Here is a 24557-nt window from a genome sequence, read left to right as displayed (position 1 = left end):
CCCCGGTCGGGGCACGGGGAACGGCGGGGGACGACGGGGGGACGGCGCGGGGGACGGGCGGTCAGCCCTCGACGGACGCGGTCTCCGGGCGGGACCGGACCTGCCAGGCCGGCGCCCGCCGCGCCCGCCGCGCCCGCCACGGCGGCCGGGGCCCGCGGCCGCGCAGCAGCGGCCAGAGCGAGACGCCCACCGCCAGGGCCGCCGGGTGGCCGACCGAGGTGACCAGGTCGGGGTCGGTCACCAGCTGGTGGCCGACCAGCGCGACGCCCGCGCCCAGCGCGGTCCGCCGCCCCACCGGGCCGAGCAGCCCGGCGAGCGCGCCCAGCGAGGCGAGGACGCCGTACGAGACGCCGATGTCCATCGCGTCGAGCAGCTCCTTCCCGGCCCGGCCGGTCGCCACCGCGGCGACCACGACGGCCTGCGAGAGCAGCGTCGCGGCGACGTGGCCGGCGCCGAAGACGCCGAGGGCACGAAGGCCGCCGACGCGTCGTTCCAGGGGTGCGACGGTGAGGGCGAAGGCCCAGAAGTACGGCATCCAGACCGGTCCGGCGACCCACAGGCCGCTGCCGACCAGGGAGAGGGCGGGGTGGACGAGCAGGTTGTGCGCGTCGGTGGAGGAGAGCGACTGGAGCCGGTGCACGGTCTCCGGATCGCCCAGGCGCCCGTACAGGGTGGTGCCGAGCAGCAGCGCGAGGTAACCGAGTGCGAACGGGTTGGCCCGCGGGGTGGGCACGGCCCGCAGCCCGGGGCGGATCAGTCGTCGACGCAGTTCCGCGCTGGTCATGGTGCCTCCAGAACGCCTTGTCCGGCCCACGATACGGGGGCCGGGTGAGAGCCGTCTGAGGAACTTCTGTGAAGACCTCCGCCCCGGCACCTGCCGCTCGCACACGTACCGTTACAGCTCGCAAGTGCTCCGGGTAAGGTATCGGCCCGTGCCCGTCCGAGCGGGGACCTGCCAAACCGGCCGCGACCGCGGACGGGGCGCTCCCGCGCGGAACGGCACGGCGGAAGCAAGACGACGACGGAACAAGACGACTACGAGCGGAGCCCGCCGTCCCCCCGGACGGCCGGCCCGCGAGCCCTGGGGGCGGTGGCGTGACCGTGACAGAGATCCAGCAAGAGACGATCAGCAGTGGGCCGGTGGGCACCCAGCGACGGGTGCTCGTCGTGGAGGACGAGCCCACCATCGCCGAATCGATCGCGGCCCGGCTGGGAGCAGAGGGCTTCAAGGTGGCGGTGGCCCACGACGGGCCGGGCGCGGTGGACGGGTTCCACACCTGGCAGCCGGACCTGGTGGTGCTCGACATCATGCTGCCGGGCTTCGACGGCCTGGAGGTGTGCCGCCGGATCCAGGCGCAGCGCCCGGTGCCGGTGCTGATGCTGACCGCGCGGGACGACGAGACGGACCTGCTGGTGGGTCTGGGCGTCGGCGCGGACGACTACATGACCAAGCCGTTCTCGATGCGCGAGCTGGCGGCCCGGGTGAACGTGCTGCTGCGCCGGGTGGAGCGCGCCCAGCAGGCGGCCCGCACCCCCGCGCTGGGGTCGCTGCGGTTCGGCGAGCTGGAGATCGACCACGTGCAGCGCCGGGTCCGGCTGGGCTCGGGCGACGTGCACCTGACGCCGACCGAGTTCGACCTGCTGGCCTGCCTGGCGGCGCAGCCGCGCGCGGTGCTGACCCGCGAGCAGCTGCTGGCCGAGGTGTGGGACTGGACCGACGCGTCCGGCACCCGCACGGTGGACAGCCACGTGAAGGCGCTGCGCCGGAAGATCGGCGCGAGCTGGATCCGCACGGTGCACGGCGTGGGGTACGCGCTGGAGGCCCCGCTGTCCTGACCGGGCCCCGCCGGTCCCGGGCCCGCGGGCCCGCGCGGCTGCCCCCGCCCCGCCCCGAGCACGAGTCGCAGGGACACCATGACCTTTCCGCAGCAACGCAACGGGGAAGCCGAACCGGCTTCCCCCCGGCCCCGGCCCTCGCTCGCGGCGCGCGCCGCGCACCGGGTGTGGGCCGACATCCGCCCGTTCGACCCGGTCCGGTCGATCAAGGGCAAGCTGGCCATGCTGGTGGTCGTCTCGGTGGTGCTGGCCACCGGGATGGTGGTGGTGGCGATCCGCTCGGAGACCCAGATCCGGCTGATCATGATCTTCTCGCTGATCGCCTCGCTGCTGTTCATGCAGTTCCTGGCGAACGGCCTGACGGCGCCGCTGCGCGACATGACGGCGGCGGCGCGGTCGATGGCGGAGGGCGACTACAGCGCCCGGGTCGAGGTGTCCTCGCGGGACGAGATCGGCGAACTGGCCGACACCTTCAACCGGATGGCGGGCGACCTGGAGGCCGCCGACCGGCACCGCCGCGAGCTGATCGCCAACGTCTCGCACGAGCTGCGCACGCCGATCGCGGCGCTGCGCGGCCTGCTGGAGAACGTGGTGGACGGCGTGGTGAAGCCGGACCCGAAGAACCTGGGCACCGCGCTGGAGCAGACCGAGCGGCTGGGCCGGCTGGTCACCCACCTGCTGGACCTGTCGAAGCTGGACGACGGCGTGGTCCCGCTGGACTCCCGCCCGTTCCGGGTCGGCCCGTTCCTGGACGGGGTGCTGCGCGGGGTGACGGTGGACGGCGCGACGGCGGGCGGCGCGTACGCCCGGCGCGAGGACGTCCGGCTGGCGCTGGACGTGCAGCCGGCCGACCTGGCGGCGGTGGCGGACGCGGAGCGGCTGCACCAGGTGGTGGCCAACCTGGTGGACAACGCCTGCAAGCACTCGCCGGCCGGGGGCACCGTGACGGTGCGGGCCCGGGCGGCGGAGGGCGGCGGGCTGCTGCTGGAGGTCGAGGACCAGGGTCCTGGCATCCCGGCGGCGGACCGCGAGCGGGTCTTCGAGCGGTTCGGCCGCAGCGGTTCGCCGACCGCGCTGGGGCCGGGCAGCGACGGCGGGACGGGCCTGGGGCTGGCGATCGCGCGCTGGGCGGTGGACCTGCACGGCGGCCGGATCCGGGTGGCGGAGGCGGCCGCGGGCTGCCGGATCGAGGTCACCCTCCCGGGTGGGACGCCGGTGCCGGCCTGAGACTGTGGCGCAATCGGTACAGACCGGGGCCGGGCTGCTCGGTGCCGGTCCCCGGCCCGGGCCGTAAAATGGTCCAGACCACTGGTTCGTCCGATTTTCCGCCGGTATGACCACGACCGATCAGGGGCCGAGTTCCCTGATTTCCGGCATCTCTAACGCTCGGATTCAGCCAAAAACCAGCTCAGCGATGTGATCTGGGCGACGCCTGACCACCGGGGACTGCGCGATCACTGGTCGGAGGCGTAGCCTTAATCCCCGCTGTCCACCATCCCAAAAGGAAGCGGAAGAGGGCGGTTGCCCCGTGTCGCCACACCAAGAAACCCCCAGCTCGGCAAGCTCCACTGGCTTCGGCCCCAATGAGTGGCTCGTCGACGAGATCTACCAGCAGTACCTCCAGGACCCGGCCTCGGTCGACCGTGCCTGGTGGGACTTTTTCGCCGACTACAAGCCCGGTACCGAGGTGACTCCAGTGACCCAGGCCGCAACTCCGGTCGGCGCCCAGCCGACCCCCGTTGCCGCTCCCGTTGCCGCAGCTCCGGCCGCGCCCGTCGCCCCCGCGCCCGTCGCGCCGGCGCCCGCGCAGCCGGTGGCCGCTCCCGCGCCGCTCCCGGCCGCCCCCGCCGCGCCGCCCGCGCCGAAGGCGGCGGCCCCGGCCGCCGCCGCGCCCGCGAAGGCCGCCGCGGAGGGCCCCGAGCTGGTCCAGCTGCGCGGCCCGGCCAAGGCCGTGGCGTCCAACATGGACGCCTCGCTGGAGGTTCCGACCGCCACCTCGGTGCGCGCCGTGCCGGCGAAGCTGCTGATCGACAACCGCATCGTCATCAACAACCACCTGCAGCGGGCCCGCGGCGGCAAGGTGTCCTTCACCCACCTGATCGGCTACGCGCTGGTCCAGGCCGTGAAGGCCAACCCCGGCATGAACCACAGCTACAAGGTGGAGGACGGCAAGTCCTACCTGGTGAAGCCCGAGCACGTGAACCTGGGCCTCGCCATCGACCTGGTCAAGCCGAACGGCGACCGCCAGCTGGTCGTCGCGGCCATCAAGAAGGCCGAGACGCTCGACTTCTTCGGCTTCTGGCAGGCCTACGAGGACATCGTCCGCCGGGCCCGCGCCAACAAGCTGACCATGGACGACTTCACCGGCGTCACGATCTCGCTGACCAACCCCGGCGGCATCGGCACCGTGCACTCGGTGCCGCGCCTGATGCAGAACCAGGGCACCATCGTCGGCGTCGGCGCCATGGAGTACCCGGCCGAGTTCCAGGGCTCCTCCCAGGAGACGCTGGCCCGCCTGGGCATCTCCAAGACCATGACCCTGACCTCGACCTACGACCACCGGGTCATCCAGGGCGCGGCCTCGGGCGAGTTCCTGCGCTCGATCCACCAGCTGCTGCTGGGCGCGAACAACTTCTACGACGAGGTGTTCGAGTCCCTGCGGATCCCGTACGAGCCGGTGCGCTGGGCCACCGACGTGGCCACCACCCACGACGACGAGGTCAACAAGACCGCCCGGGTCATCGAGCTGATCCACTCCTACCGGGTCCGCGGCCACCTGATGGCCGACACCGACCCGCTGGAGTACATGCAGCGCAAGCACCCCGACCTGGACGTCGTCTCGCACGGCCTCACCCTGTGGGACCTGGAGCGCGAGTTCGCGGTCGGCGGCTTCGGCGGCCAGAAGATGATGAAGCTCCGCGACATCCTCGGCCTGCTGCGCAACACCTACTGCCGCACCGTCGGCATCGAGTACATGCACATCCAGGACCCGGCGCAGCGCACCTGGCTGCAGGAGCGCCTGGAGAAGCCGTACACCAAGCCGGAGCGCGAGGAGCAGCTGCGCATCCTGCGCCGGCTGAACTCGGCCGAGGCGTTCGAGACCTTCCTGCAGACCAAGTACGTCGGGCAGAAGCGCTTCTCGCTGGAGGGCGGCGAGTCGCTCATCCCGCTGCTGGACGCCACCATCGACGCCGCCGCCGAGCACCGCCTCGACGAGGCCGTCATCGGCATGGCCCACCGCGGCCGGCTGAACGTGCTGGCGAACATCGTCGGCAAGCCGTTCGGCAAGATCTTCGGCGAGTTCGAGGGCAACCTCGACCCGAAGTCGATGCACGGCTCCGGCGACGTGAAGTACCACCTGGGCTCCGAGGGCACCTTCACCGGCCTGGACGGCGAGACCATCAAGGTGTCGCTGGCCGCCAACCCCTCGCACCTGGAGACCGTCGACCCGGTCGTCGAGGGCATCGCCCGCGCCAAGCAGGACATCCTGGACTTCGGCGGCACCACCTTCCCGGTGCTGCCGATCCAGATCCACGGCGACGCGGCCTTCGCGGGCCAGGGCGTGGTCGCGGAGACCCTGAACATGTCGCAGCTGCGCGGCTACCGCACCGGCGGCACCGTGCACATCGTGGTCAACAACCAGGTCGGCTTCACCGCCGCCCCGGCCTCCTCGCGCTCCTCGATGTACTGCACCGACGTGGCCCGGATGATCGAGGCCCCGATCTTCCACGTGAACGGCGACGACCCGGAAGCCGTGGTCCGCGTCGCGCGGCTGGCCTTCGAGTTCCGCCAGCAGTTCCACAAGGACGTCGTGATCGACCTCATCTGCTACCGCCGCCGCGGTCACAACGAGGCCGACAACCCGTCGTTCACCCAGCCGCTGATGTACGACCTGATCGACAAGAAGCGCTCGGTGCGCAAGCTCTACACCGAGGCGCTGATCGGTCGCGGCGACATCACCATGGAAGAGGCCGAGCAGGCGCTGCAGGACTTCCAGGGCCAGCTGGAGAAGGTGTTCGCCGAGGTCCGCGAGGCCGTCGCCGCCCCGGCCCAGGCCGAGGCCGGCCGCCCGGTCGCGGACTTCCCGGTCTCCATCCAGACCGGCATCTCCGCCGAGATGGTCAAGCGGATCGCCGCCTCGCAGGTCAACCTGCCGGACTGGCTGACCGTGCACCCGCGCCTGCTGCCGCAGTTGCAGCGCCGCGCCGCCTCGGTCGAGGACAACACCATCGACTGGGCCACCGGCGAGGCGCTCGCCATCGGCTCGCTGCTGATGGAGGGCCACCCGGTCCGGCTGGCCGGCCAGGACTCCCGCCGCGGCACCTTCGGCCAGCGCCACGCGGTGCTGATCGACCGGAACACCGGCGAGGACTACACCCCGCTGATGTACCTGACCGAGGACCAGGCCCGGTTCACCGTCTACGACTCGCTGCTCAGCGAGTACGCGGCGATGGGCTTCGAGTACGGCTACTCGCTGACCCGCCCCAACGCGCTGGTCATGTGGGAGGCGCAGTTCGGCGACTTCGTCAACGGCGCGCAGACCATGGTCGACGAGTACATCGCGTCGGCCGAGCAGAAGTGGGGCCAGCACTCCGGCGTCACCCTGCTGCTGCCGCACGGCATGGAGGGCCAGGGCCCGGACCACTCGTCCGCCCGCCCGGAGCGCTTCCTGCAGCTGTGCGCGCAGGACAACATGACGGTCGCCATGCCGACCCTGCCGTCGAACTACTTCCACCTGCTGCGCTGGCAGGCGCACAACCCGCACCACAAGCCGCTCATCGTCTTCACCCCGAAGTCGATGCTGCGCCTGAAGGCCGCGGCGTCCGCCACCTCCGAGTTCCTGAGCGGCTCGTTCCGCCCGGTGATCGGGGACAGCACGGTCGACCCGGCGCAGGTCCGCAAGGTGGTCATCACCTCCGGCAAGTTCTACTACGACCTGGAGGCGGCCCGGACCGCGCGCGGCACCACCGACACCGCGATCGTCCGCGTCGAGCGCCTGTACCCGCTGCCGGTGGCCGAGCTCCAGGAGGAGCTGAGCCGCTACGGCGAGAACGTCCAGTTCGTCTGGGCGCAGGAGGAGCCGGCCAACCAGGGCGCCTGGCCGTTCATCGCGATGAACCTGGTCGACCACCTGCAGGTCGTGGTCGGCCGCTCCGGTGGCGACGCCCGGCTGCGCCGGGTCGCCCGCACGGCCTCCTCGGCCCCCGCGGTCGGCTCCGCCAAGCGGCACGCCGCCGAGCAGCAGGCGCTGATCGAAGAGGTGTTCTCGCTCTGACGCGCTGAGGCGCGGCACTGCACGGCACGACGCCGTACGGCACGGCACGGATCGCCCCCGTCCCCGGTTCTCCGGGGGCGGGGGCGCTTCCGTTTCCGGACCGTGACGCACTGCGGGAGCCGGTGGGCTGCACGGTTTCTGACGGGTCGATAGGTTGTGGTTCGCCGTTCCCGGCGCCGCGCGCCGGACGGCCGTCTTTCGACACGCTCATCCGAGGGGGACCCGCCTCATGGCAGCCGACACTCCGCAGCACGCCGCTCCGCTCCCACCGGTCTTCCAGCCGCTGCTGCCGGACGACCCCCGCGAGGTCGGCGGCTACCGGCTGTTCGCCCGGCTCGGCGCCGGCGGCATGGGCCGGGTCTACCTGTCGTACACGCCGGGCGGCCGTCCGGTGGCGCTCAAGGTGGTGCGGTCGGAGTTCGCCGAGGACGGGGAGTTCCGCCGCCGCTTCGCGCAGGAGGTGAGCAGCGCCCAGCGCATCCACGGGCTGTACACGGCGCAGGTGATCGACTCCGGCGGCCTGGAGTCGGGCGCGCCCTGGCTGGTCACCTCGTACGTGCCGGGGCCGTCGCTCCAGCAGGTGGTGCGCGAGCACGGGGCGCTGCCGGTGCGGACGGTGCTGCTGCTGGTGGGCGGCATCGCGGAGGCGCTGCAGGCGATCCACAGCGTGCGGGTGGTGCACCGGGACCTCAAGCCGGCCAACGTGCTGGTGGCCGCGGACGGGCCGCGGGTGATCGACTTCGGCATCGCGCGGGCCGCCGACGCGACGGCGCTGACCGGCACCGGCTACCGGATCGGCTCGCCGGCGTTCATGTCGCCGGAGCAGGCCCAGGGGCGGCCGGTCACCGCGGCCACCGACGTGTTCGCGCTGGGCGCGCTGGCCGCGTACGTGGCGGGCGGCGCGCCGCCGTTCGGCGACGGCCCGGACACCGCGGTGCTGTACCGGGTGGTGCACGAGGAGCCGGAGCTGAACGGCGTGCCCGCACCGCTGCGCGAGCTGATCGGGCGCTGCCTGGCGAAGGACCCGGCGGACCGGCCGACGCCCGCCGAGATCATCCTGGCGGCCCGCGAGCACCCGGCGGTGGGCGGGCAGCTGCGGTTCGGCGAGGACTGGCTGCCGGGGCAGGTGAACACCGAGATCACCCGGCGCTCCGACCTGCCGCGGACCCCGCCGACCCCGCTGTCGGCCGCGCCGCCGACCCTGCCGGCCACTCCCCCGCAGCCGCTCGCCCCGCCGGTGCAGCACGCCCCGGTGGCGCCGCCGGCGGGCGTGTTCGGGCCGCCCGCCCCGGTCTCCGAGGCGGTCACCGGCCCGGTGGCCCCGGCCGACCCGACGGTGCGGCTGGCCGAGCAGCACACCCCGCCGCCCGGCCCGGCCGTCCCGCTCGCCGCCGAGCCGGCCCCGGCCGGACCGGCGGAGCGCCACCGCGGGGTGTCCTGGAAGACCCTGCTGATCGTCGCGCTGGTGACCCTGCTGGCCGGGACGGCGGGCGGGCTGGTGCTGATGAAGCAGCTGGGCGGCGACACCGGGGGCACCCCGGTCGCCACCGAGACCGTCACGGTCGGTCCGAGCCCCACCGGCGGCGGTGCCGGGGGCGACAGCGTGGGCCAGGACCAGGTGTCGCCGCCGCCGCCGTCCGCCTCCGGCAGCCCGAAGTCCTCGCCCTCCGGGTCGGCCCGCCCGAGCGGGGCGCCCGCCGGGTTCACCGCGGTCTACACCGACCGCGAGCTGTCCGCGCCCAGCAGCGACTACGGCTTCGACCTGGTCAACGGCAAGGTGGTGCCGACCTCGGTCAGCGACGGCCTGGTGCGGCCGGGCTACGACAAGCTGTCCGTGCCGGACGACTTCGACCGCTACCTCAGCAAGGCGGACTCGCTCACCCCGCAGGAGTGCTCGGACGCCATCGACAAGAACCCCAGCGCCGCGTTCCCGTACGGGGACCTGCCGCCGGGCCGGATGATCTGCGTGCGCAACCGGCAGAGCTGGAGCGTGGCGATCATGAAGGTCACCAACGTCACCAACGACGGCGCGGTCTCCCTCTCGCTCAGCTACTACCGGTACAACGGCTGATCGGCGCGCCACTATCCTGGGTTCCGACGGACCTGGAACCACCCACCCCCGGAGCGAACCACCGTGTACTTCACCGACCGCGGCATCGAGGAGTTGGAGAGCCGGCGAGGCGAGGAGGAGGTCACCTTCGAGTGGCTGGCCGAGCGCCTGCGGGAGTTCGTGGACCTGAACCCGGACTTCGAGGTGCCGGTGGAGCGGCTGGCCACCTGGCTGGCCCGGCTGGACGACGAGGACGACGAGGAGTGACCGGCTGACGCGACGTCAGCAGCGCGGCCCGGGAGGCGAGTTCGCCTCCCGGGCCGTTCGCGTTCCCGGGGCCCGGTCCGGAGCCCGGTCCGGCCCCGCCCCGGAGTCCGGCTCGGGGTCGGCTCGGGGTGCGCTCCGGGCCGGGGTGGGGGCCGGAGCGCCTTGACTTCCGCGCCACGCGATATATCGTGAATAACAGGACGACGCGATACATCGCGTATGGGAGGACGGGGAGTCGGACATGACGCAGTGGACGGTAGACAGCACTCAGCAGATCGCCTTCGACGAGAGCGTGCACACCCTGCACGTGCGGGTCGTCGACGGCACCGTGAACGTGGTCCCCACCGAGGGGCCCGCCCGGCTGGAGGTGGCCCGGCTGGAGGGTGAGCCGCTCCAGGTCGCCCTGGAGGACGGCGTGCTCACCGTCACCTACAAGGACCTCAGCTGGGGCGAGTTCGGCGAGGCCGTGAAGTCGGTGCAGACGGTCAAGTCCTTCTTCTCCGGGCTGCGCCGCAAGCGCAGCGCCGACCTGACGGTCGCGGTCCCGGCCGCCGCCGTGGTCCGGGTCGGCACCGTCTCCGCCGACGCCACCATCTCCGGCATCGCGGGCGAGGTCGGCGTGCACGGCGCCAGCGGCGCCACCACGCTGGCCGGGCTGACCGGCCTGGTCAGCGCCAACACCGTCTCGGGGGACGTGGACGCCGAGGGCCTGTCCGGCCAGCTGAAGGTCAACACGGTCTCCGGCGCGGTCACCCTGGTGGCCGGCTCCGCGACGAAGATCCGCGCCCACTCGGTCTCCGGCGCCGTCACCCTGGACCTGGACGCCGCCACCCCCACCGACATCGGCGTGAACACCGTCTCCGGCGCGGTCGGCGTCCGGCTGCCCGCCCTCGCCGACGCCAAGGTCGAGGCCGGCACCACCAGCGGGACGCTCTCCAGCGCCTTCGCCGAGCTGAGCGTCGGCGGCGGCTGGGGCTCCAAGAAGCTCTCCGGCCAGCTCGGCACCGGCCGCGGCCGCCTCGCGGTGACCACCGTCACCGGCGCGGTCACCGTCCAGCGCCGCCCCGAGTCCGAGGAGGAGCAGCCGGCCAAGGAACTGTCGGCGGCCCCGCTCGACCTGACCAAGGAGTCCTGATGACACCGGTGTTCGGCCACGGGCGGCTGCGCCTCTACCTGTTGAAGCTGCTCGACGAGAGCCCCCGGCACGGCTACGAGGTGATCCGCCTGCTGGAGGAGCGCTTCCACGGCCTGTACGCGCCCTCCGCGGGCACCGTCTACCCCCGGCTGGCCAAGCTGGAGGCGGAGGGCCTGGTCAGCCACACCACCGAGGGCGGCCGCAAGGTCTACCGGCTCACCGACCAGGGCCGGGCCGAACTCACCTCCCGCGCGGCCGAGTTGACCGACCTGGAGGCCGAGATCCACGACTCGGTCGGCCAGCTCGCCGGAGCCATCCGGCAGGACGTCCGGGACAACGCCAAGGACCTGCGCGCCGAGCTGTGGAACCAGGCCGCCGCCGAGCCCGGCGCCTCCTCGACCGGCACCCCCTGGCGCGACCAGGAGTCCTGGCAGCGGGCCAAGGAGGAGTTCGCCCGGCTCAAGGCCGAGACCAAGGAGCAGGCCCGGCGCGCCAAGGAGCAGGAGAAGGCCGCCCGGCAGCAGGCCAAGGCCGCCGAGGCCGAGTCCAGGCGGCTGCGCGAGCAGTCCAGGGCCGCCCGCACCGCCGCCCAGCAGGAGGCGCTGCGGCTCAAGCGGCGGGTCGAGGAGCAGGTCCGGGCGCACGCCTCGGGCGGCGACTGGTCGGCCGGCCTGGCCGAGGGCCTGGCCGAACTCACCCGCGGCCTCGGCTCGTTGGCGGACGCCGCGCGCTGGGGCAGCTCCGAGGAGCCGGCCGTCCGGATCGACCTGGACAAGGACGCCCCGGCGGACGCGACCGGCCCGGCGGACGCTGCCGGCACCGTTGACGCCGCCGAGCTGCCCGACTGGGCCCGTACCGACCCGGACGGCGACCCGGCCCGCGAGCTGGAGCGCCTGCTCGACCGGTTCCGCGACCACGTCCGGGACACCGCCCGCGACCGGGGCGTCGACGCCGCCCGGCTGGCCCGCGCCCGGCAGGCGCTGGCCGCCGCCGCCCGCGCCCTGTACGGACGCTAGGCCCGCACCGGAGACCCGGAGCGCCCCCGAGGACGGGTCGGGGGCGCTCCGCCCACGTCCGGCGCCCCGGCCGGGCCCCGGGTCAGGGGGTGAGCACCAGCTTGCCGAACACGTCCCCGCGCTCCAGCCGGGCGAACGCCTCCCGGGCCCCGGCCAGCGGCAGCACCGAGTCGATCACCGGCCGCACCCCGGTGTGGGCGCACAGCGCCAGCAGGCCGGCCAGTTCCTCCTTGGTGCCCATGGTCGAGCCGACCACCTTCAGCTCCAGGAAGAAGATCCGGTTCAGTTCGGCGGCCTTCGGGTTCGGGCCGCTGGTCGCCCCGGAGATCACGATGGTGCCGCCCGGGCGCAGCGACTTCACCGAGTGCGACCAGGTCGCCGCGCCGACCGTCTCCATCACCGCGTCCACCCGCTCCGGCAGCCGGGCGCCGCTCTCGAACGCCGCGTCCGCGCCGAGCTCCACCGCCCGGGCCCGCTTCGCCTCGTCCCGTCCGGTGACCCACACCCGCAGCCCGGCCGCCTTGGCCAGCACCACCAGCGCCGTGGACACCCCGCCGCCGGCGCCCTGCACCAGCACCGTGTCGCCGGGCTTCACGCCCGCGTTGGTGAACAGCATCCGGTAGGCGGTCAGCCAGGCGGTCGGCAGGCAGGCCGCCTGCTCGAAGCTCAGTTCCGCCGGCTTGGGCAGCAGGTTCCAGGTCGGCACCGCGACGCGCTGGGCGAAGGTGCCCTGGTAGCGCTCGGTGAGGATCGAGCGCGGCTCGTGCGGGCCCACCCCGTGGCCGCTCTGGCCGACCACCGAGTGGATCACCACCTCGTTGCCGTCCTCGTCGACGCCCGCCGCGTCGCATCCCAGCACCATCGGCAGCCGCTCGGCGGGCAGGCCCACCCCGCGCAGCGACCACAGGTCGTGGTGGTTCAGCGTGGCGGCCCTGACCGTCACCACGCTCCAGCCGGAGCGGGCCTCCGGTTCGGGCACCTCGCCCAGTTCCAGTGCGCTCAGCGGGTCGTCGGGACTGATGCGGGCGGCGTAGGCAGCGAACATGCCCGGACCATAGCCGGGCGACGCCCCGCGCGTTAACCACGACTCACTGTGAACGTCCCCATATTGCTTTTCCGGGGCGGCCGTTGTCCGCGCACGGCACCGGGGCCCGCCCCCGGACGAGTCCTCGGGCGGGCCCCGGTGCCGTGCTACCCGGCGTCAGAGCCGGGCGAGCCCCTCCGCCCGCGCCGCCTCGGCGACCGCGCGGGTGACCGCGGGGGCGACCCGCTCGTCGAAGGGCGACGGGATGACCTTCTGCGGCGTCAGCTCGTCGGCGACGACGCCCGCCAGGGCCTGCGCCGCGGCGAGCTTCATGCCCTCGGAGATCCGGCTGGCCCGGACCGAGAGCGCGCCGGCGAAGATGCCCGGGAAGGCCAGCACGTTGTTGATCTGGTTCGGGAAGTCGGAGCGCCCGGTGGCGACCACCGCCGCGTACCGGTGGGCCACCTCGGGGTGGATCTCCGGGGTGGGGTTGGCCATCGCGAAGACGAAGCAGCCGGGCGCCATGGTGGCGACGACGTCCTCGGGGACGGTGCCGCCGGAGACGCCGATGAACACGTCCGCGCCCGCCAGCGCGTCGGCCAGGCTGCCCGTGCGGCCGGTGCGGTTGGTGAGCGCCGCGATCTCGGCCTTGACGTCGGTGAGGTCCTCGCGGCCCTGGTGGACCACGCCCCGGCGGTCGCAGACCGCGACGTCGCCGATGCCGGCGGCGAGCAGCATCTTGGCGATCGCGATGCCGGCCGCGCCCGCGCCGGAGATGACCGCGCGCAGGTCGCCGACCTGACGGCCGGTCACCTTGGCTGCGTTCCACAGCGCGGCGGTGGTGACGATCGCGGTGCCGTGCTGGTCGTCGTGGAAGACCGGGATGTCCAGCCGCTCCTGGAGCCGCCGCTCGATCTCGAAGCAGCGCGGGGCGGAGATGTCCTCCAGGTTGACGCCGCCGAAGGACGGCGCGAGCCGGACCACGGTCTCGACGATCTCGTCGACGCCGGTGCAGTCCAGCGCGATCGGCACCGCGTCGACGCCGCCGAACTGCTTGAACAGGATGGCCTTGCCCTCCATCACGGGCAGCGAGGCCGCGGGGCCGATGTCGCCGAGGCCGAGCACCGCGGTGCCGTCGGTGACGACGGCGACGGTGTTGGACTTCCAGGTGTAGTCGTTGACCAGGGCGGGCTGTTCGGCGATGGCGGTGCAGACCCGGGCCACGCCCGGGGTGTAGGCGAGCGACAGGTCCTCCGCGTCGCGGACCGGGACGGTCGCCCGGATCTCCATCTTGCCGCCGCGGTGGAGCGCGAAGACGGCGTCGACCGGGTCGTCAGTGCTCTGGGTGTCGGTGATGATCTCCGCTGCCACAATGACCTCTTCGTCATATCAGCGAAGGCGCGCGTCCGACGGACTTCGGCCCGGCCGCGCGGCAATGCGCGAATCCGGGTACGCCGCCTGTGGCGTACCCGTGTCCGGGTCGGGGCGCTGCCGTCGGCGGCGCCCTCGGGGTGAGGGTGTTAGGTGTTCTGCGCTTGTGGTCCGGGCCCGGTACCGCACCTGTGCCGGGTCCTTCTTGTCCGCGTGGCCCCCGAAGCGAGGGGTCCGCAGGGCACTCGCAGGAGTGAACGCAGACACGGAGGGGAGCTGGCGCCTTCGGATACGGAGCCGGTGACGGCTTCCGTTCCTGGGCACCCCGGCCCTGTGGCGAACCGGCGGTCTGAGTTCTGCGTCGGGGGTCACCCGATACCAGATTCTGACACACCCGCTACCTGCTCCATCAGGTCGGGATGGCAGTATCCGGTGTTCGACCACCGTTGTCCGGACGTTCCCGCGCACGTCGGGCCGCGTCCTGCCCCGTCGCACCCGGTCGCGCACACCAGCGCGCGGCGTCGGGGGCCCGCTCCCTCTCCCACAGGAGGACCAAGATGTCGACGGCCACTCGCCCCGTCAGATCCGGCACCGGCGCCGGAAGCCGGACCACCACCACCGCGCACCGGGCCGGCGCCCTCACCGCCGCCGCGGTGACCGGTTCACTGCTGCTGACCGGCTGCGGCTCCGGCTCCTCGTCGGGCGCCACCGCCGCGCCGTCCGACCTGCACGGCCGGCTGCCCGCCCCGGTCCGCTCCGCGGGGGTGCTGCGGATCGGCGCGGACCTGACGTACGCGCCGATCGGCTTCAAGGCGGAGGGCGGCGAGCCGGACGGCCTGGACGTGGACCTGGCCCACGCGCTGGGGGACGTGCTGGGCGTGCAGGTGCAGTTCAGCGACGTGCCGTTCGACCGGCTGCGGCTGGGGCTGCAGGCCCACGAGTACGACCTGGTGATGTCGGGCATGACCGACAACACCCAGCGCCGGGACGGCACCGACGACCAGGCCCGCAAGATCAACGACGGCCTGGACTTCGTGGACTACTTCGTCACCGGCACCTCGATCGTGGTGGCCAAGGGCAACCCGCAGAAGGTCTCCTCGCTGGACGACCTGTGCGGGCGGACGGTCGCGCTGCAGCGCGAGACCGTCCAGTCGGTGATGATGGAGCGCCAGGCCGGGGCCTGCGAGAAGACCGGCAAGAAGCTGACGGTGACCGAGACCGAGACGGACGACCAGGCACTGGCGCTGGTGGCCCAGGGCCGGGCGACCGCGGACCTGAACGACTCCCCGGTGGCGGCGCACGCGGTGAAGAACGGCCGGGCCGGCGCGCAGTTCCAGGTGGCGGGTGAGCAGTTGCAGATGGCGCCGTACGGGATCGCGTTCGCCAAGGAGGACACCGCGCTGCGGGACGCCGTGGCGGAGGCGCTGAACCGGCTGATCCGGAACGGCGTGTACGACAAGGTGCTGGCGAAGTGGGGCCTGTCCGAGGGCGCGGTGCAGAGCGCCGTGGTGAACGGCAGCTTCTAGACCGCCGAGCCGGTCGCCCGCCCACTCGGTCACCCGGTGCATGGTTATGCACCGGGTGACATGAACGGGAGAAATATCCGGATACCGGACAGTCGGCAGTCCTGTTATCCGATTTTGATCTGCCACAGGCTCCGATTTCCCGCCCACAGTGGCAGGATTCCCCCCACATCGGAACCACCTGTCACCTCGGCGGAGGGTGGCGAGCACCGACCCGCTGTACCGCGCCGTCCCACCCGCAGCGCGGCACCCCGTCCGATCCCCAAGAGGAGATCCCCCCCATGCCCGCTGCCCGTACCCCGCGCCTCCGGCCGCTCACCGCGGCCGCCGTCCTCGCGGCCGGCTCGCTGCTCCTCACCGCGTGCAGCAGCTCCAGCACCACCACGACCACTGCGGGCGCCGCCCCGATACCCACCCAGGCGATCCCCGCGGTCGCCGCCGACCCGGCCCTGGCCGGACTGGTCCCGGACACCCTGAAGGCCGGCGGCAAGCTGGTCGTCGGCTCCGACACCTCCTACGCGCCCAACGAGTTCAAGGACGAGAAGGGCAAGATCGTCGGCATGGACGTCGACCTGGGCGCGGCCATCGCCCAGAAGCTCGGCCTGACCGCCGACTTCCAGAGCGCCGGCTTCGCCGACATCATCCCCGGCATCCAGTCGAACAAGTACCAGCTCGGCATGAGCTCCTTCACCGTCACCAAGGAGCGCCAGGAGCAGGTCGACATGGTCAGCTACTTCTCGGCCGGCACCTCCGCCGCCGTGAAGAAGGGCAACCCGGACAAGATCGTCCTGGACGACCTGTGCGGCAAGAAGGTCGCGGTCCAGGACGCCACCACCCAGGCCGACGAGGTCAAGGACACCCGCAACCCGGACTGCGCCAAGGCCGGCAAGAGCGCCATCCCGAACGACGGCGACCGCTTCGCCCTGCAGACCGACGTCGCCCAGGCGCTGGTCTCCGGCCGCGACCAGGTGATGCTGGCCGACTCCCCGGTCATCGACTACGCCCTCAAGCAGACCGGCGGCCAGCTGGAGAAGCTCGGCGACACCTACGGCGCCGCCCCGTACGGCGTGATCCTGGCCAAGGACTCGCCGCTCAGCAAGGCGGTGCAGGGTGCGATCCAGTCGCTGATGGCGGACGGCACCTACAAGACCATCCTGGACAAGTGGGGCGTCTCGGCCGGGGCGATCACCACCTCCGAGATCAACGCCGCCCAGAGCTGACGCCCCGTCGTCCGATCCCTGACGAGGTAACCACGTGAAAACGACCGACCAGGGGTCGGCGGCCGCGGGACGGCCCGATCCCATCAGGGCCGTCCCCGTCCGCCACCCCGGCCGCTGGGTCACCGTCGCCGTCGTCGCCGTGCTCGGCGCGATGCTGCTGCACGTCCTGTTCACCAACCCCGCCCTGGACTGGGACTTCGTCGGCGCCACGCTGCGCGACCCCACCGTCGTCCACGGCATCTGGACCACCCTGGAACTGACCGTCCTGGCCATGCTGATGGGCGTGGTCGGCGGCGTGCTGCTGGCCGTGATGCGGCTGTCGAGGAACCCGGTGCTCTCCGGCGCCGCCTGGTTCTACATCTGGGTCTTCCGCGGCACTCCGGTCCTGGTGCAGCTGGTGCTCTGGAACAACATCGGCTTCCTGTGGAAGGAGATCTCGCTCGGCATCCCGTTCGGCCCCTCCTTCTGGTCCCAGGAGTCCAACACCCTGGTGCCGGTGTTCACCGCCGCGCTGCTCGGCCTCGGCCTCAACGAGGCCGCCTACATGGCGGAGATCGTCCGGGCCGGCATCCAGTCGGTGGACGAGGGCCAGTCCGAGGCCGCGCACGCGCTCGGCATGAGCCGGGCCACCGCACTGCGCCGGATCGTGCTGCCGCAGGCGATGCGGGTGATCATCCCGCCGACCGGCAACGAGACCATCTCGATGCTGAAGACCACCTCGCTGGTGCAGGTGATCTCGCTGGTGGAGCTGTTCACCGCCGGCCACGACATCTCCACCCGCACCTACAAGCCGATCGCCGCGATGATCGCGGTCTCGATCTACTACCTGCTGCTGACCTCGGTCCTCACGGTCGGCCAGTACTACCTGGAGCGGTACTACGCCCGCGGCGCCAACCGGACGCTGCCGCCCACCCCGCTGCAACGGGTGCGCGCCCTGTTCGCCGGCCGCGCCCCGGCGAAAACGGCGGCACCGGCGGCAGCGGCGGCCCCGGCGACAGCGGCAGCGACAGCGGCACCCGCGGCACCCGCCCCGGCGGAGCCCGCGGCGTCCGACGGCGGCGCACCGGACGGAGGGAAGGACGCATGACCGACCTGACCAAGCCGCAGGCGGCCCCCGACCACCCGATGGTCCGGGCCGAGGGCGTGCACAAGTCCTACGGCCAGGTCGAGGTGCTCAAGGGCATCGACCTGGAGGTGCGGCAGAGCGAGGTGTTCTGCCTGGTCGGCCCGTCCGGCTCCGGCAAGTCCACCTTCCTGCGCTGCATCAACCACCTGGAGAAGATCAACTCCGGTCGGCTGTACGTCGACGGCGAGCTGGTCGGCTACCGGCAGAAGGGCGACCGGCTGTACGAGCTCAAGGACCGCGAGGTCGCGCTCAAGCGCCAGGACATCGGCATGGTGTTCCAGCGCTTCAACCTGTTCCCGCACATGACCGCGCTGGAGAACGTCATCGAGGCGCCGGTGCAGGTCAAGAAGGAGAGCCGGGCCGCCGCCCGGGAGCGCGCGACGGCCCTGCTGGAGCGGGTCGGGCTGGCCGACAAGGCCGGCAACTACCCGTCCCAGCTCTCCGGCGGCCAGCAGCAGCGGGTGGCGATCGCCCGGGCGCTGGCCATGGAGCCCAAGCTGATGCTGTTCGACGAACCCACCTCGGCGCTCGACCCCGAACTGGTCGGCGACGTGCTGGACGTGATGCGCGGCCTCGCCGAGGACGGCATGACGATGATCGTGGTCACCCACGAGATGGGCTTCGCCCGCGAGGTCGGCGACGCCCTGGTGTTCATGGACGGCGGCGTGGTGGTCGAGTCCGGCCACCCGCGCGAGGTGCTCGGCAACCCGCAGCACGAGCGCACCCGCGCCTTCCTGTCCAAGGTGCTCTGACCCCGCTCCCGCACGCCCCCCGGTGCCCGCCCTGCGCCCCGCGCACGGCGGGCACCGGCGCGCCCGCCCCCACCTGTAATACCCTGGAGTCATTCGACCCGTTACACCCCCGCCCGGAAGGACCCCCGTGGAGCTCGCCTCCTACGCCGACTTCGCCGTCCGGCTGGTCAACAGCGAGGAACCCGGCCGCGGCACCGACGACCTCACCTCGGTGGACGCCGTCCGGGCCCTGTTCGGCGCGCCGTCCCGGGCCGCCGCCCTGGCCGACGAGTCCGACCTGCCCCGGCTGCGCGCCGTGCGCACCCGGCTGCGCGGGGTGTTCGAGGCCGCCGCCGACGGCGAGGACGTCCGGGCGGTCGACCTGCTGAACAGCCTGATGGTGGAGTACCCCGTCAGCCCGCTGGTCTCCGGCCACGACGACCTGGACGACACCGGCCGCCCCAACTGGCACCTGCACCTGGCCGACAACGCGCCCACCGCCGCCGCCAACTACGCCGCCGTCGCCTGCATGGGCCTGGCCATCCACCTCACCGGCCTGGGCGTCGACCGGCTCGGCATCTGCCAGGCCGCGCCCTGCCGCAACGCCTACCTGGACACCTCGACCAACCGCTCCCGCCGCTACTGCTCCGACCGGTGCGCCACCCGCGCCAACGTGGCCGCCTACCGGGCCCGCAAGCGGCAGGAGGCCCAGCGCGCCCTGGCCGCCCAGGGCTGAGCCGCCGTCAGAGCCGGTCCTCGAACGGGACGCCGACCCCCAGCCGCTCCGCCAGCCGCGGCACCCGCCCGCGCAGCACCCGCCCGCGCAGCACCCGCTCCAGCCGCCGCCCCGGCGCCAGCCAGGCCGGCCGGGGGGCCAGCCGCAGCAGCACCCGGCCGAGCACCAACTCGTCCGGCACCGCGCCGTACTCCCGGCTGTCGGTGCGCACCAGCGGGTTGTCGGAGAGCATCCACCACCCGCCCGGACGCCGCTCGGCCGCCCGCTTGACCACCAGCAGGTCGTGCTGGAGCGGGTGCCGGAACAGCGCGATCGCCCCGGGCCGCAGCGGAGCGCCGTAGCGCACCAGCACCCGATCGCCGTCGGAGAGCAGCCGGCGCATCGACGGGCCGGCGATGTCGGCGAGGCCGAACGGTGTCCCATATCGCACGATTCGAACTCCTTCTTTTGCCCTAGGCCCCCGGGGCGACCGCGATTTCGGCCTGCCGTGAGGGTAATGTCGGGCGCGGGAAGACGATCTAAGGAAGGACCCCCATGTTCTCTCGTCTGTTTGCTCCGCGAGTCACCGCCCACGCCCACTGCGACCTGCCGTGCGGCGTGTACGACCCGGCCCAGGCCCGCATCGAGGCCGAGTCGGTGAAGGCCACTCAGGAGAAGTACCAGGCCAACGAGGACGCCGAGTTCCGGGCTCGCGCCATCGTCATCAAGGAGGAGCGCGCCGAGCTGGTCAAGCACCACCTCTCGGTGCTGCACACCGACTACTTCAAGGCCCCGCACTTCGAGGCCTACCCGGGCCTGCACGACCTGTTCAACCGCGCCGGCAAGGCCGCCTCGGCCGCCAAGGCGTCCACCGACCCGGCCACCGGCCAGGCCCTGCTGGACCTGATCGCCGAGATCGACGCGATCTTCTGGGAGACCAAGAAGGCCTGACCCCGGGTCAGCCCTCGCCGGCACCCGGCCGCCCCACCAGGGGCGGCCGGGTGCTTCGCGTTTCCGGGACCGGGAGGGCTCCGGCAGCCCCGTTCGAGCCAATGGTGCTATCTTCATTAGCACCATGCTGCTGAGACTGGACACCAAGGACACCCGGCCCCTGCACGAGCAGGTCGCCGCCGCCGTCCGCCGTGCCGTGGCCGAGGGCGAGTGCCGCCCGGGCGACCGGCTGCCCTCCGCGCGCGACCTCGCGCAGGCGCTCGACCTGAACGTCAACACCGTGCTGCGCGCCCTGCGCGACCTGCGCGACGACGGCCTGCTGGAGTTCCGCCGGGGCCGGGGCGTGACGGTCGCGAGCGGCGCGGAGCAGCGCTCCGGGCTGCTGGAGCAGGCCCGCGCGCTGGTCGCGGAGGCCGCCCGGGCCGGGTACAGCAGGGCCGAACTCGTCGAGATGATCAGGGGGATACCGTGAGCGAGCAGCGGAGCGCACACCGGGACGGCCTGCGGTGGCCGGCGGTCCGGCCGGCGGTCTGGACGGCGGGCACCGCGGTGCTGACCGCCGTCCTCCCGCTGGGCGCGGCCGGGCGGCTGCCGGAGCGGATGGCCACCCACTGGAGGAGCAGCACCGCGGACGGCTCGATGCCGTTCTGGGCGGCCTGCCTGGTCCCGGCGCTGATCTGGGCGGTGCTGGGCGCGCTGGGCCTGCTGGGCCTGTCCCTGCTGGAGCGGCACCGGGGCGACCCGCTCGCCCGGCTCTGGCTGCTGGTCTGCCTGGCGGCGGGCGGCGTGCTGTTCCCGGGCGTGCAGGCCACCCTGGTCCGGGCCAACCTCGACCGCGCCGACTGGCACGGGGCCGGGCTGCCGCTCGGCTGGTTCCTCGGCACCCTGGCGGCGGCGCTGCTGACCGGCGCGGCGGCGTGGCTGTCGGGCCGCCGCCGGCTGTCCGCCCGGCGGGTGCCCCCGGCCCCGGCCGGCCCGGTGCTCGAACTCCCGGACGGCGAACGCCTGGTGTGGCTCTCCCGGACCGCCAACCCGTGGCTGCGGGCGCTGGCGGCGCTCTGCGGCCTGGCCGCGGCGGCGGTCCTGCTGGGCGCCGGGACCGGCCTGCTCGCGGCGCGACCGGGCTGGACGGTGTTCGGGGTGCTCGCCCTGACCGGGCTGACCGTCGGGGCCTGCTCCTCGGTGCGGGTGCGGGTCTCGACGGCCGGTCTGGAGGTGGCGCTGGGCCCGCTCGGCCTGCCCACCCGCCGCTGGCCGCTGGCGGAGCTGGAGTCGGCCCGGGTCGAGCGCCGGGGCGCGGCGCAGGTCGGCGGCTGGGGCTACCGGCTGAGCGGCCGCGGCACCACGGTGATGCTGCGGGCCGGCGAGTGCCTGGTGGTCCGGGTCCGGGCCACCGGCCACGACTTCGCGGTCAGCGTCGACGACGCCGAGCGCGGCGCCGCCCTGCTGAACGCGCTGCGCGCCCGGCGGTCCGTCTGAGCCCCCGCCCCGCTCCCCCTCCGTCCCCCACCCCGTCCCGCCGGTGCGGCGGCGCCGTCCGGGCACCGTTTCCGGCGGTGCCGTCCAGGGCATAAAGCCCTTTCCGGATGGAGGGGTGAGATGAGTACGCTCGACCGTATGATCCGCACCGCGACTCCCGCCGACATCCCCTTCGTCCACGCCATGATCCGCGAGCTCGCCGAGTACGAGCGGGCGCTGCCCGAGGCGAAGGCCACCGAGGAGCAGCTGCACGACGCGCTGTTCGGCGAGCACCCGGCGGTGTTCGGCCTGATCGCCGAGTCCGACGACCCGGAGGACGCGGGCGAGCCGGTCGGTTTCGCGCTCTGGTTCCGCAACTTCTCGACCTGGCGCGGCACCCACGGCATCTACCTGGAAGACCTGTACGTCCGCCCGCACAAGCGCGGCGGCGGCCACGGCAAGGCGCTGCTGACCGAGCTGGCCCGGATCTGCGTGGAGCGCGGCTACCAGCGCCTGGAGTGGTCGGTGCTGGACTGGAACGAGCCCTCGATCGGTTTCTACAAGTCGCTCGGCGCGGTGCCGATGGACGAGTGGACGGTCTTCCGGCTCACCGACGGCGCGCTCACCGCGCTCGGCTCCGGTCCGCGCTGAGCGCGAGCCCGTTCGAACCGTGGTCCCCCGTTCCCGTGACGGTACGGCGAGATCACGACAGACCACCCCCGGGCGCGGTAACGTCTCGGGGCACAAGGCAGTTGAACCGAGCCAGTGGTGTTGGCAGCTCCCCGGCCGCAAGCACCGTGCGTCACCCAGGAGGTGAGGGTGTCCCAGATCGACGGCGAGCCCGGAGTGAAGGACTTCGTTGAGGTCCGGCTGCCCGCGGCGGGCGCCTACCTCTCGGTGCTGCGGACGGCGACGGCCGGCCTCGCGGCACGGCTGGACTTCACCCTGGACGAGATCGAGGATCTCCGGATCGCGGTGGACGAGGCCTGCGCCATCCTGCTCCAACAGGCCGTCCCCGGCTCGATCCTGAGCTGCGAGTTCCGCCTGGTGGGAGACGCGCTGCGGGTCACCGTGTCCGCCCCGACCACCGACGGCCGGGCCCCGGAGCGGGACACCTTCGCCTGGACGGTGCTCTCCGCGCTGGCCGGCGAGGTCGACTCGACGGTCGGCTCGGACAACACGGTCTCCATCAGCCTGCACAAGAAGCGCGGCGGGTCGCCGGGCCAGCCGTAGGTAGTGACGTGTTCTCGGAACGGAACGGGTGATCGCCGTGAGTGATCTGGACCGCACAGTTGCCGTCGTACCGCCGCAGGCGAGCGTCGCCCGCACCGCCACCCCTGACGAAGAAGCCCTCCCGAAGGACTCCCACCGGATGAGCCAGCCGACCGATCCGAAGCCCGAGCGGCCCGAGGTGGTGCCCGAGGCGGTGCCCGCGGTCGAGCCCGCTGCGGGCGGTGGTCCGGCGGCGGCCGCCGAGGCCGTCCGCTCGACCGTCCCGGCGCAGGGGCACCGCAGCGGTGCCCCGGACCGCGAGGCGGCCCGGGCGCTGTTCGTCCGGCTGTCCGAGCTGCCGGAGGGGTCGCCGGAGCGGGTGGAGATCCGCAACCAGCTGGTCCGGATGCACATCCCGCTGGTGGAGCACCTGGCCCGCCGCTTCCGCAACCGCGGCGAGCCGCTGGACGACCTGACCCAGGTCGCCACCATCGGCCTGATCAAGTCGGTGGACCGGTTCGACCACGAGCGCGGGGTCGAGTTCTCCACGTACGCGACGCCCACCATCGTCGGCGAGATCAAGCGGCACTTCCGCGACAAGGGCTGGGCGGTGCGGGTGCCGCGCCGCCTCCAGGAGCTGCGGCTGTCGCTGACCACGGCGACCAGCGAGCTGTCCCAGCGGCACGGCCGGTCGCCGACGGTGCACGAGCTGGCCGAGCACCTGGGCATCTCCGAGGAGGACGTGCTGGAGGGCCTGGAGTCCGCCAACGCGTACTCCACGCTCTCGCTGGACGTGCCGGACAGCGACGACGAGTCGCCGGCCGTCGCGGACACCCTGGGGGCCACCGACGAGGCGCTGGAGGGCGTCGAGTACCGCGAGTCGCTGAAGCCGCTGCTGGCCCAACTCCCGCCCCGGGAGCAGAAGATCCTGGTGCTGCGGTTCTTCCGGAACATGACCCAGTCGCAGATCGCCGCCGAGGTCGGCATCTCCCAGATGCACGTCTCCCGGCTGCTGGCCCGCACCCTGGCGCAGCTGCGCGAGAAGCTGCTGGTCGAGGAGTAGGCGAGGAGCGGACGGACGCGCGGGCACCCGCCGCGCGCCCGTCCGGGCCTCCGCACGCCCCCGTACGACGCCGCAGGGCCCGCCCCCACCCGGGGACGGGCCCTGCCGGTCGTGGCGGGCCGGGGCGTGCGGCTAGCGCTCGCCGGGGGTGCCGTAGAGCACGGCGGTGACCCGGGGGTTGAGCAGGGCGACGATGCCGGCCAGCCCGACCAGGGCGACCGCGGCGCCGACGGCGGCCATCGCGCCGCCGGACTGCCACATGTAGTACGCGACCGGCAGGCAGATGGAGTTGGTGAGCACCGCGGGGCTGCGGCCCCAGCGCTGCCCGCGCAGCAGCGCGCGGGCGGCCAGCAGCGGCAGCAGGCCCATCAGCAGCAGGACGGCGCCGCCCAGCTCGGCGCGGCCGAAGTCGGCGTCCGCGCCGGTGAAGCCGGACAGCAGGTTGTAGACGCCCCAGCCGGCCATGGCCGCGCCCTCCAGCGCGGTGGTCACCGCGCCGACGAGCAGCGGGACGGGCCGGGCGGCGGGGGTGGTGGCGGAGGCGGGTTCAGCGGTCACCGGGCCAGGGTAACGGTCGTCCCGGG

23 protein-coding genes are annotated in these 24557 nt (G+C 73.2%); 18 read left to right on the top strand and 5 right to left on the bottom strand.

All coding sequences use genetic code 11. From position 1 onward, the window contains the following. Window positions 1-61: 61 nt before the first annotated feature. The gene (locus ACIQVD_RS06810) at window positions 62-784 is read right to left on the bottom strand and encodes a rhomboid-like protein (protein ID WP_402286480.1); all 723 of its coding nucleotides are present in this window, start codon (window positions 782-784) and stop codon (window positions 62-64) included. A 317-nt stretch (window positions 785-1101) separates the two neighbouring features. Here ACIQVD_RS06810 and ACIQVD_RS06805 point away from each other — a divergent pair, with 317 nt between their 5' ends. The 7 genes from ACIQVD_RS06805 (at window position 1102) to ACIQVD_RS06775 (ending at window position 11579) form a co-directional block, all read left to right on the top strand. Then, window positions 1102-1836, top strand: a complete 735-nt coding sequence (locus ACIQVD_RS06805) for a response regulator transcription factor (protein WP_014138042.1) — start codon at window positions 1102-1104, stop codon at window positions 1834-1836. A gap of 78 nt (window positions 1837-1914) precedes the next feature. Further along, window positions 1915-3063 (top strand): sensor histidine kinase, encoded by a 1149-nt coding sequence (locus ACIQVD_RS06800; RefSeq protein WP_400681872.1) that lies wholly within the window; start codon window positions 1915-1917, stop codon window positions 3061-3063. A 301-nt stretch (window positions 3064-3364) separates the two neighbouring features. Further along, complete coding sequence (locus ACIQVD_RS06795; protein WP_402286477.1) at window positions 3365-7111, top strand: multifunctional oxoglutarate decarboxylase/oxoglutarate dehydrogenase thiamine pyrophosphate-binding subunit/dihydrolipoyllysine-residue succinyltransferase subunit; 3747 nt, start codon at window positions 3365-3367, stop codon at window positions 7109-7111. A 229-nt stretch (window positions 7112-7340) separates the two neighbouring features. Continuing rightward, window positions 7341-9182 carry a serine/threonine-protein kinase gene (locus tag ACIQVD_RS06790; RefSeq protein WP_402286475.1) on the top strand — a complete coding sequence of 614 codons (1842 nt, stop codon included), beginning with the start codon at window positions 7341-7343 and terminating at the stop codon, window positions 9180-9182. A 63-nt stretch (window positions 9183-9245) separates the two neighbouring features. Continuing rightward, on the top strand, window positions 9246-9428 hold the full coding sequence (locus tag ACIQVD_RS06785; RefSeq protein WP_100836393.1) for a DUF6104 family protein: 183 nt from the start codon (window positions 9246-9248) through the stop codon (window positions 9426-9428). A gap of 241 nt (window positions 9429-9669) precedes the next feature. After that, on the top strand, window positions 9670-10563 hold the full coding sequence (locus tag ACIQVD_RS06780; RefSeq protein ID WP_400681881.1) for a DUF4097 family beta strand repeat-containing protein: 894 nt from the start codon (window positions 9670-9672) through the stop codon (window positions 10561-10563). Then, complete coding sequence (locus ACIQVD_RS06775) at window positions 10563-11579, top strand: helix-turn-helix transcriptional regulator (protein ID WP_402286472.1); 1017 nt, start codon at window positions 10563-10565, stop codon at window positions 11577-11579. The genes ACIQVD_RS06780 and ACIQVD_RS06775 overlap by 1 nt, the downstream gene beginning before the upstream one ends. A gap of 82 nt (window positions 11580-11661) precedes the next feature. Here ACIQVD_RS06775 and ACIQVD_RS06770 read toward each other — a convergent pair whose 3' ends face one another. Together ACIQVD_RS06770 and ACIQVD_RS06765 are read right to left on the bottom strand one after the other, a co-directional pair. Continuing rightward, entirely contained in the window at window positions 11662-12624 is a 963-nt protein-coding gene (locus tag ACIQVD_RS06770) for a zinc-binding dehydrogenase (RefSeq protein WP_402286469.1), read from the bottom strand. 156 nt (window positions 12625-12780) lie between these two features. After that, window positions 12781-13974 (bottom strand): NADP-dependent malic enzyme, encoded by a 1194-nt coding sequence (locus ACIQVD_RS06765; protein WP_100836397.1) that lies wholly within the window; start codon window positions 13972-13974, stop codon window positions 12781-12783. 557 nt (window positions 13975-14531) lie between these two features. Here ACIQVD_RS06765 and ACIQVD_RS06760 point away from each other — a divergent pair. From ACIQVD_RS06760 to ACIQVD_RS06740, 5 genes are all read left to right on the top strand, one after another. Next, window positions 14532-15500 (top strand): ABC transporter substrate-binding protein, encoded by a 969-nt coding sequence (locus ACIQVD_RS06760; RefSeq protein WP_400681884.1) that lies wholly within the window; start codon window positions 14532-14534, stop codon window positions 15498-15500. Between the two features lie 278 nt (window positions 15501-15778). Continuing rightward, window positions 15779-16717 (top strand): ABC transporter substrate-binding protein, encoded by a 939-nt coding sequence (locus tag ACIQVD_RS06755; protein WP_400681887.1) that lies wholly within the window; start codon window positions 15779-15781, stop codon window positions 16715-16717. A 34-nt stretch (window positions 16718-16751) separates the two neighbouring features. Next, the gene (locus tag ACIQVD_RS06750) at window positions 16752-17804 is read left to right on the top strand and encodes an amino acid ABC transporter permease (protein WP_402286464.1); all 1053 of its coding nucleotides are present in this window, start codon (window positions 16752-16754) and stop codon (window positions 17802-17804) included. 38 nt (window positions 17805-17842) lie between these two features. Then, window positions 17843-18595 (top strand): amino acid ABC transporter ATP-binding protein, encoded by a 753-nt coding sequence (locus ACIQVD_RS06745; protein ID WP_400682648.1) that lies wholly within the window; start codon window positions 17843-17845, stop codon window positions 18593-18595. Window positions 18596-18722: 127 nt separating this feature from the next. After that, the gene (locus ACIQVD_RS06740; protein WP_400681892.1) at window positions 18723-19310 is read left to right on the top strand and encodes a CGNR zinc finger domain-containing protein; all 588 of its coding nucleotides are present in this window, start codon (window positions 18723-18725) and stop codon (window positions 19308-19310) included. Window positions 19311-19317: 7 nt separating this feature from the next. On the opposite strand, the gene sodX is transcribed toward ACIQVD_RS06740, so the two are convergent. Continuing rightward, window positions 19318-19740: a nickel-type superoxide dismutase maturation protease gene (gene sodX / locus ACIQVD_RS06735; protein WP_400681894.1), complete on the bottom strand. Its 423-nt coding sequence runs from the start codon at window positions 19738-19740 to the stop codon at window positions 19318-19320. Between the two features lie 104 nt (window positions 19741-19844). Between sodX and sodN the strand changes: the two genes are divergently transcribed. From sodN to ACIQVD_RS06705, 6 genes are all read left to right on the top strand, one after another. Further along, window positions 19845-20240, top strand: a complete 396-nt coding sequence (sodN, locus tag ACIQVD_RS06730) for a superoxide dismutase, Ni (RefSeq protein ID WP_030457790.1) — start codon at window positions 19845-19847, stop codon at window positions 20238-20240. Between the two features lie 124 nt (window positions 20241-20364). Further along, entirely contained in the window at window positions 20365-20712 is a 348-nt protein-coding gene (locus ACIQVD_RS06725) for a GntR family transcriptional regulator (RefSeq protein WP_100836403.1), read from the top strand. Beyond that, window positions 20709-21719, top strand: coding sequence for a DUF1648 domain-containing protein (locus ACIQVD_RS06720; protein ID WP_402286459.1), 1011 nt, complete (start codon window positions 20709-20711; stop codon window positions 21717-21719). The genes ACIQVD_RS06725 and ACIQVD_RS06720 overlap by 4 nt, the downstream gene beginning before the upstream one ends. Before the next feature lie 138 nt (window positions 21720-21857). After that, entirely contained in the window at window positions 21858-22349 is a 492-nt protein-coding gene (locus ACIQVD_RS06715; RefSeq protein WP_400682650.1) for a GNAT family N-acetyltransferase, read from the top strand. 168 nt (window positions 22350-22517) lie between these two features. Further along, entirely contained in the window at window positions 22518-22931 is a 414-nt protein-coding gene (locus tag ACIQVD_RS06710; RefSeq protein ID WP_100836405.1) for an anti-sigma regulatory factor, read from the top strand. A 139-nt stretch (window positions 22932-23070) separates the two neighbouring features. Next, the gene (locus ACIQVD_RS06705) at window positions 23071-23973 is read left to right on the top strand and encodes an RNA polymerase sigma factor SigF (protein WP_233533609.1); all 903 of its coding nucleotides are present in this window, start codon (window positions 23071-23073) and stop codon (window positions 23971-23973) included. Window positions 23974-24105: 132 nt separating this feature from the next. Here the strand turns inward: ACIQVD_RS06705 and ACIQVD_RS06700 are convergent, their stop codons facing one another. Then, window positions 24106-24531 (bottom strand): hypothetical protein, encoded by a 426-nt coding sequence (locus ACIQVD_RS06700; protein WP_402286455.1) that lies wholly within the window; start codon window positions 24529-24531, stop codon window positions 24106-24108. Window positions 24532-24557 lie beyond the last annotated feature (26 nt).

It is taken from the genome of Kitasatospora sp. NPDC090308 (assembly GCF_044769485.1).
Taxonomy (GTDB): domain Bacteria; phylum Actinomycetota; class Actinomycetes; order Streptomycetales; family Streptomycetaceae; genus Kitasatospora; species Kitasatospora fiedleri.
Note: the sequence above shows the minus strand (reverse complement) of the source record. Positions and strands in the feature narration are given on the sequence as shown.

What these genes read in the sequence shown, in the direction of transcription:
- ACIQVD_RS06745 (WP_400682648.1), top strand. Translation starts at nt 17,843, where the DNA reads ATGGTCCGGGCCGAGGGCGTGCACAAGTCCTACGGCCAGGTCGAGGTG.
- ACIQVD_RS06755 (WP_400681887.1), top strand. Translation starts at nt 15,779, where the DNA reads ATGCCCGCTGCCCGTACCCCGCGCCTCCGGCCGCTCACCGCGGCCGCC.
- ACIQVD_RS06810 (WP_402286480.1), bottom strand. Translation starts at nt 784, where the DNA reads ATGACCAGCGCGGAACTGCGTCGACGACTGATCCGCCCCGGGCTGCGG.
- ACIQVD_RS06770 (WP_402286469.1), bottom strand. Translation starts at nt 12,624, where the DNA reads ATGTTCGCTGCCTACGCCGCCCGCATCAGTCCCGACGACCCGCTGAGC.
- ACIQVD_RS06790 (WP_402286475.1), top strand. Translation starts at nt 7,341, where the DNA reads ATGGCAGCCGACACTCCGCAGCACGCCGCTCCGCTCCCACCGGTCTTC.
- sodN (WP_030457790.1), top strand. Translation starts at nt 19,845, where the DNA reads ATGTTCTCTCGTCTGTTTGCTCCGCGAGTCACCGCCCACGCCCACTGC.
- ACIQVD_RS06715 (WP_400682650.1), top strand. Translation starts at nt 21,858, where the DNA reads ATGATCCGCACCGCGACTCCCGCCGACATCCCCTTCGTCCACGCCATG.
- ACIQVD_RS06760 (WP_400681884.1), top strand. Translation starts at nt 14,532, where the DNA reads ATGTCGACGGCCACTCGCCCCGTCAGATCCGGCACCGGCGCCGGAAGC.
- ACIQVD_RS06775 (WP_402286472.1), top strand. Translation starts at nt 10,563, where the DNA reads ATGACACCGGTGTTCGGCCACGGGCGGCTGCGCCTCTACCTGTTGAAG.
- ACIQVD_RS06800 (WP_400681872.1), top strand. Translation starts at nt 1,915, where the DNA reads ATGACCTTTCCGCAGCAACGCAACGGGGAAGCCGAACCGGCTTCCCCC.
- ACIQVD_RS06725 (WP_100836403.1), top strand. Translation starts at nt 20,365, where the DNA reads ATGCTGCTGAGACTGGACACCAAGGACACCCGGCCCCTGCACGAGCAG.
- ACIQVD_RS06780 (WP_400681881.1), top strand. Translation starts at nt 9,670, where the DNA reads ATGACGCAGTGGACGGTAGACAGCACTCAGCAGATCGCCTTCGACGAG.
- ACIQVD_RS06705 (WP_233533609.1), top strand. Translation starts at nt 23,071, where the DNA reads ATGAGCCAGCCGACCGATCCGAAGCCCGAGCGGCCCGAGGTGGTGCCC.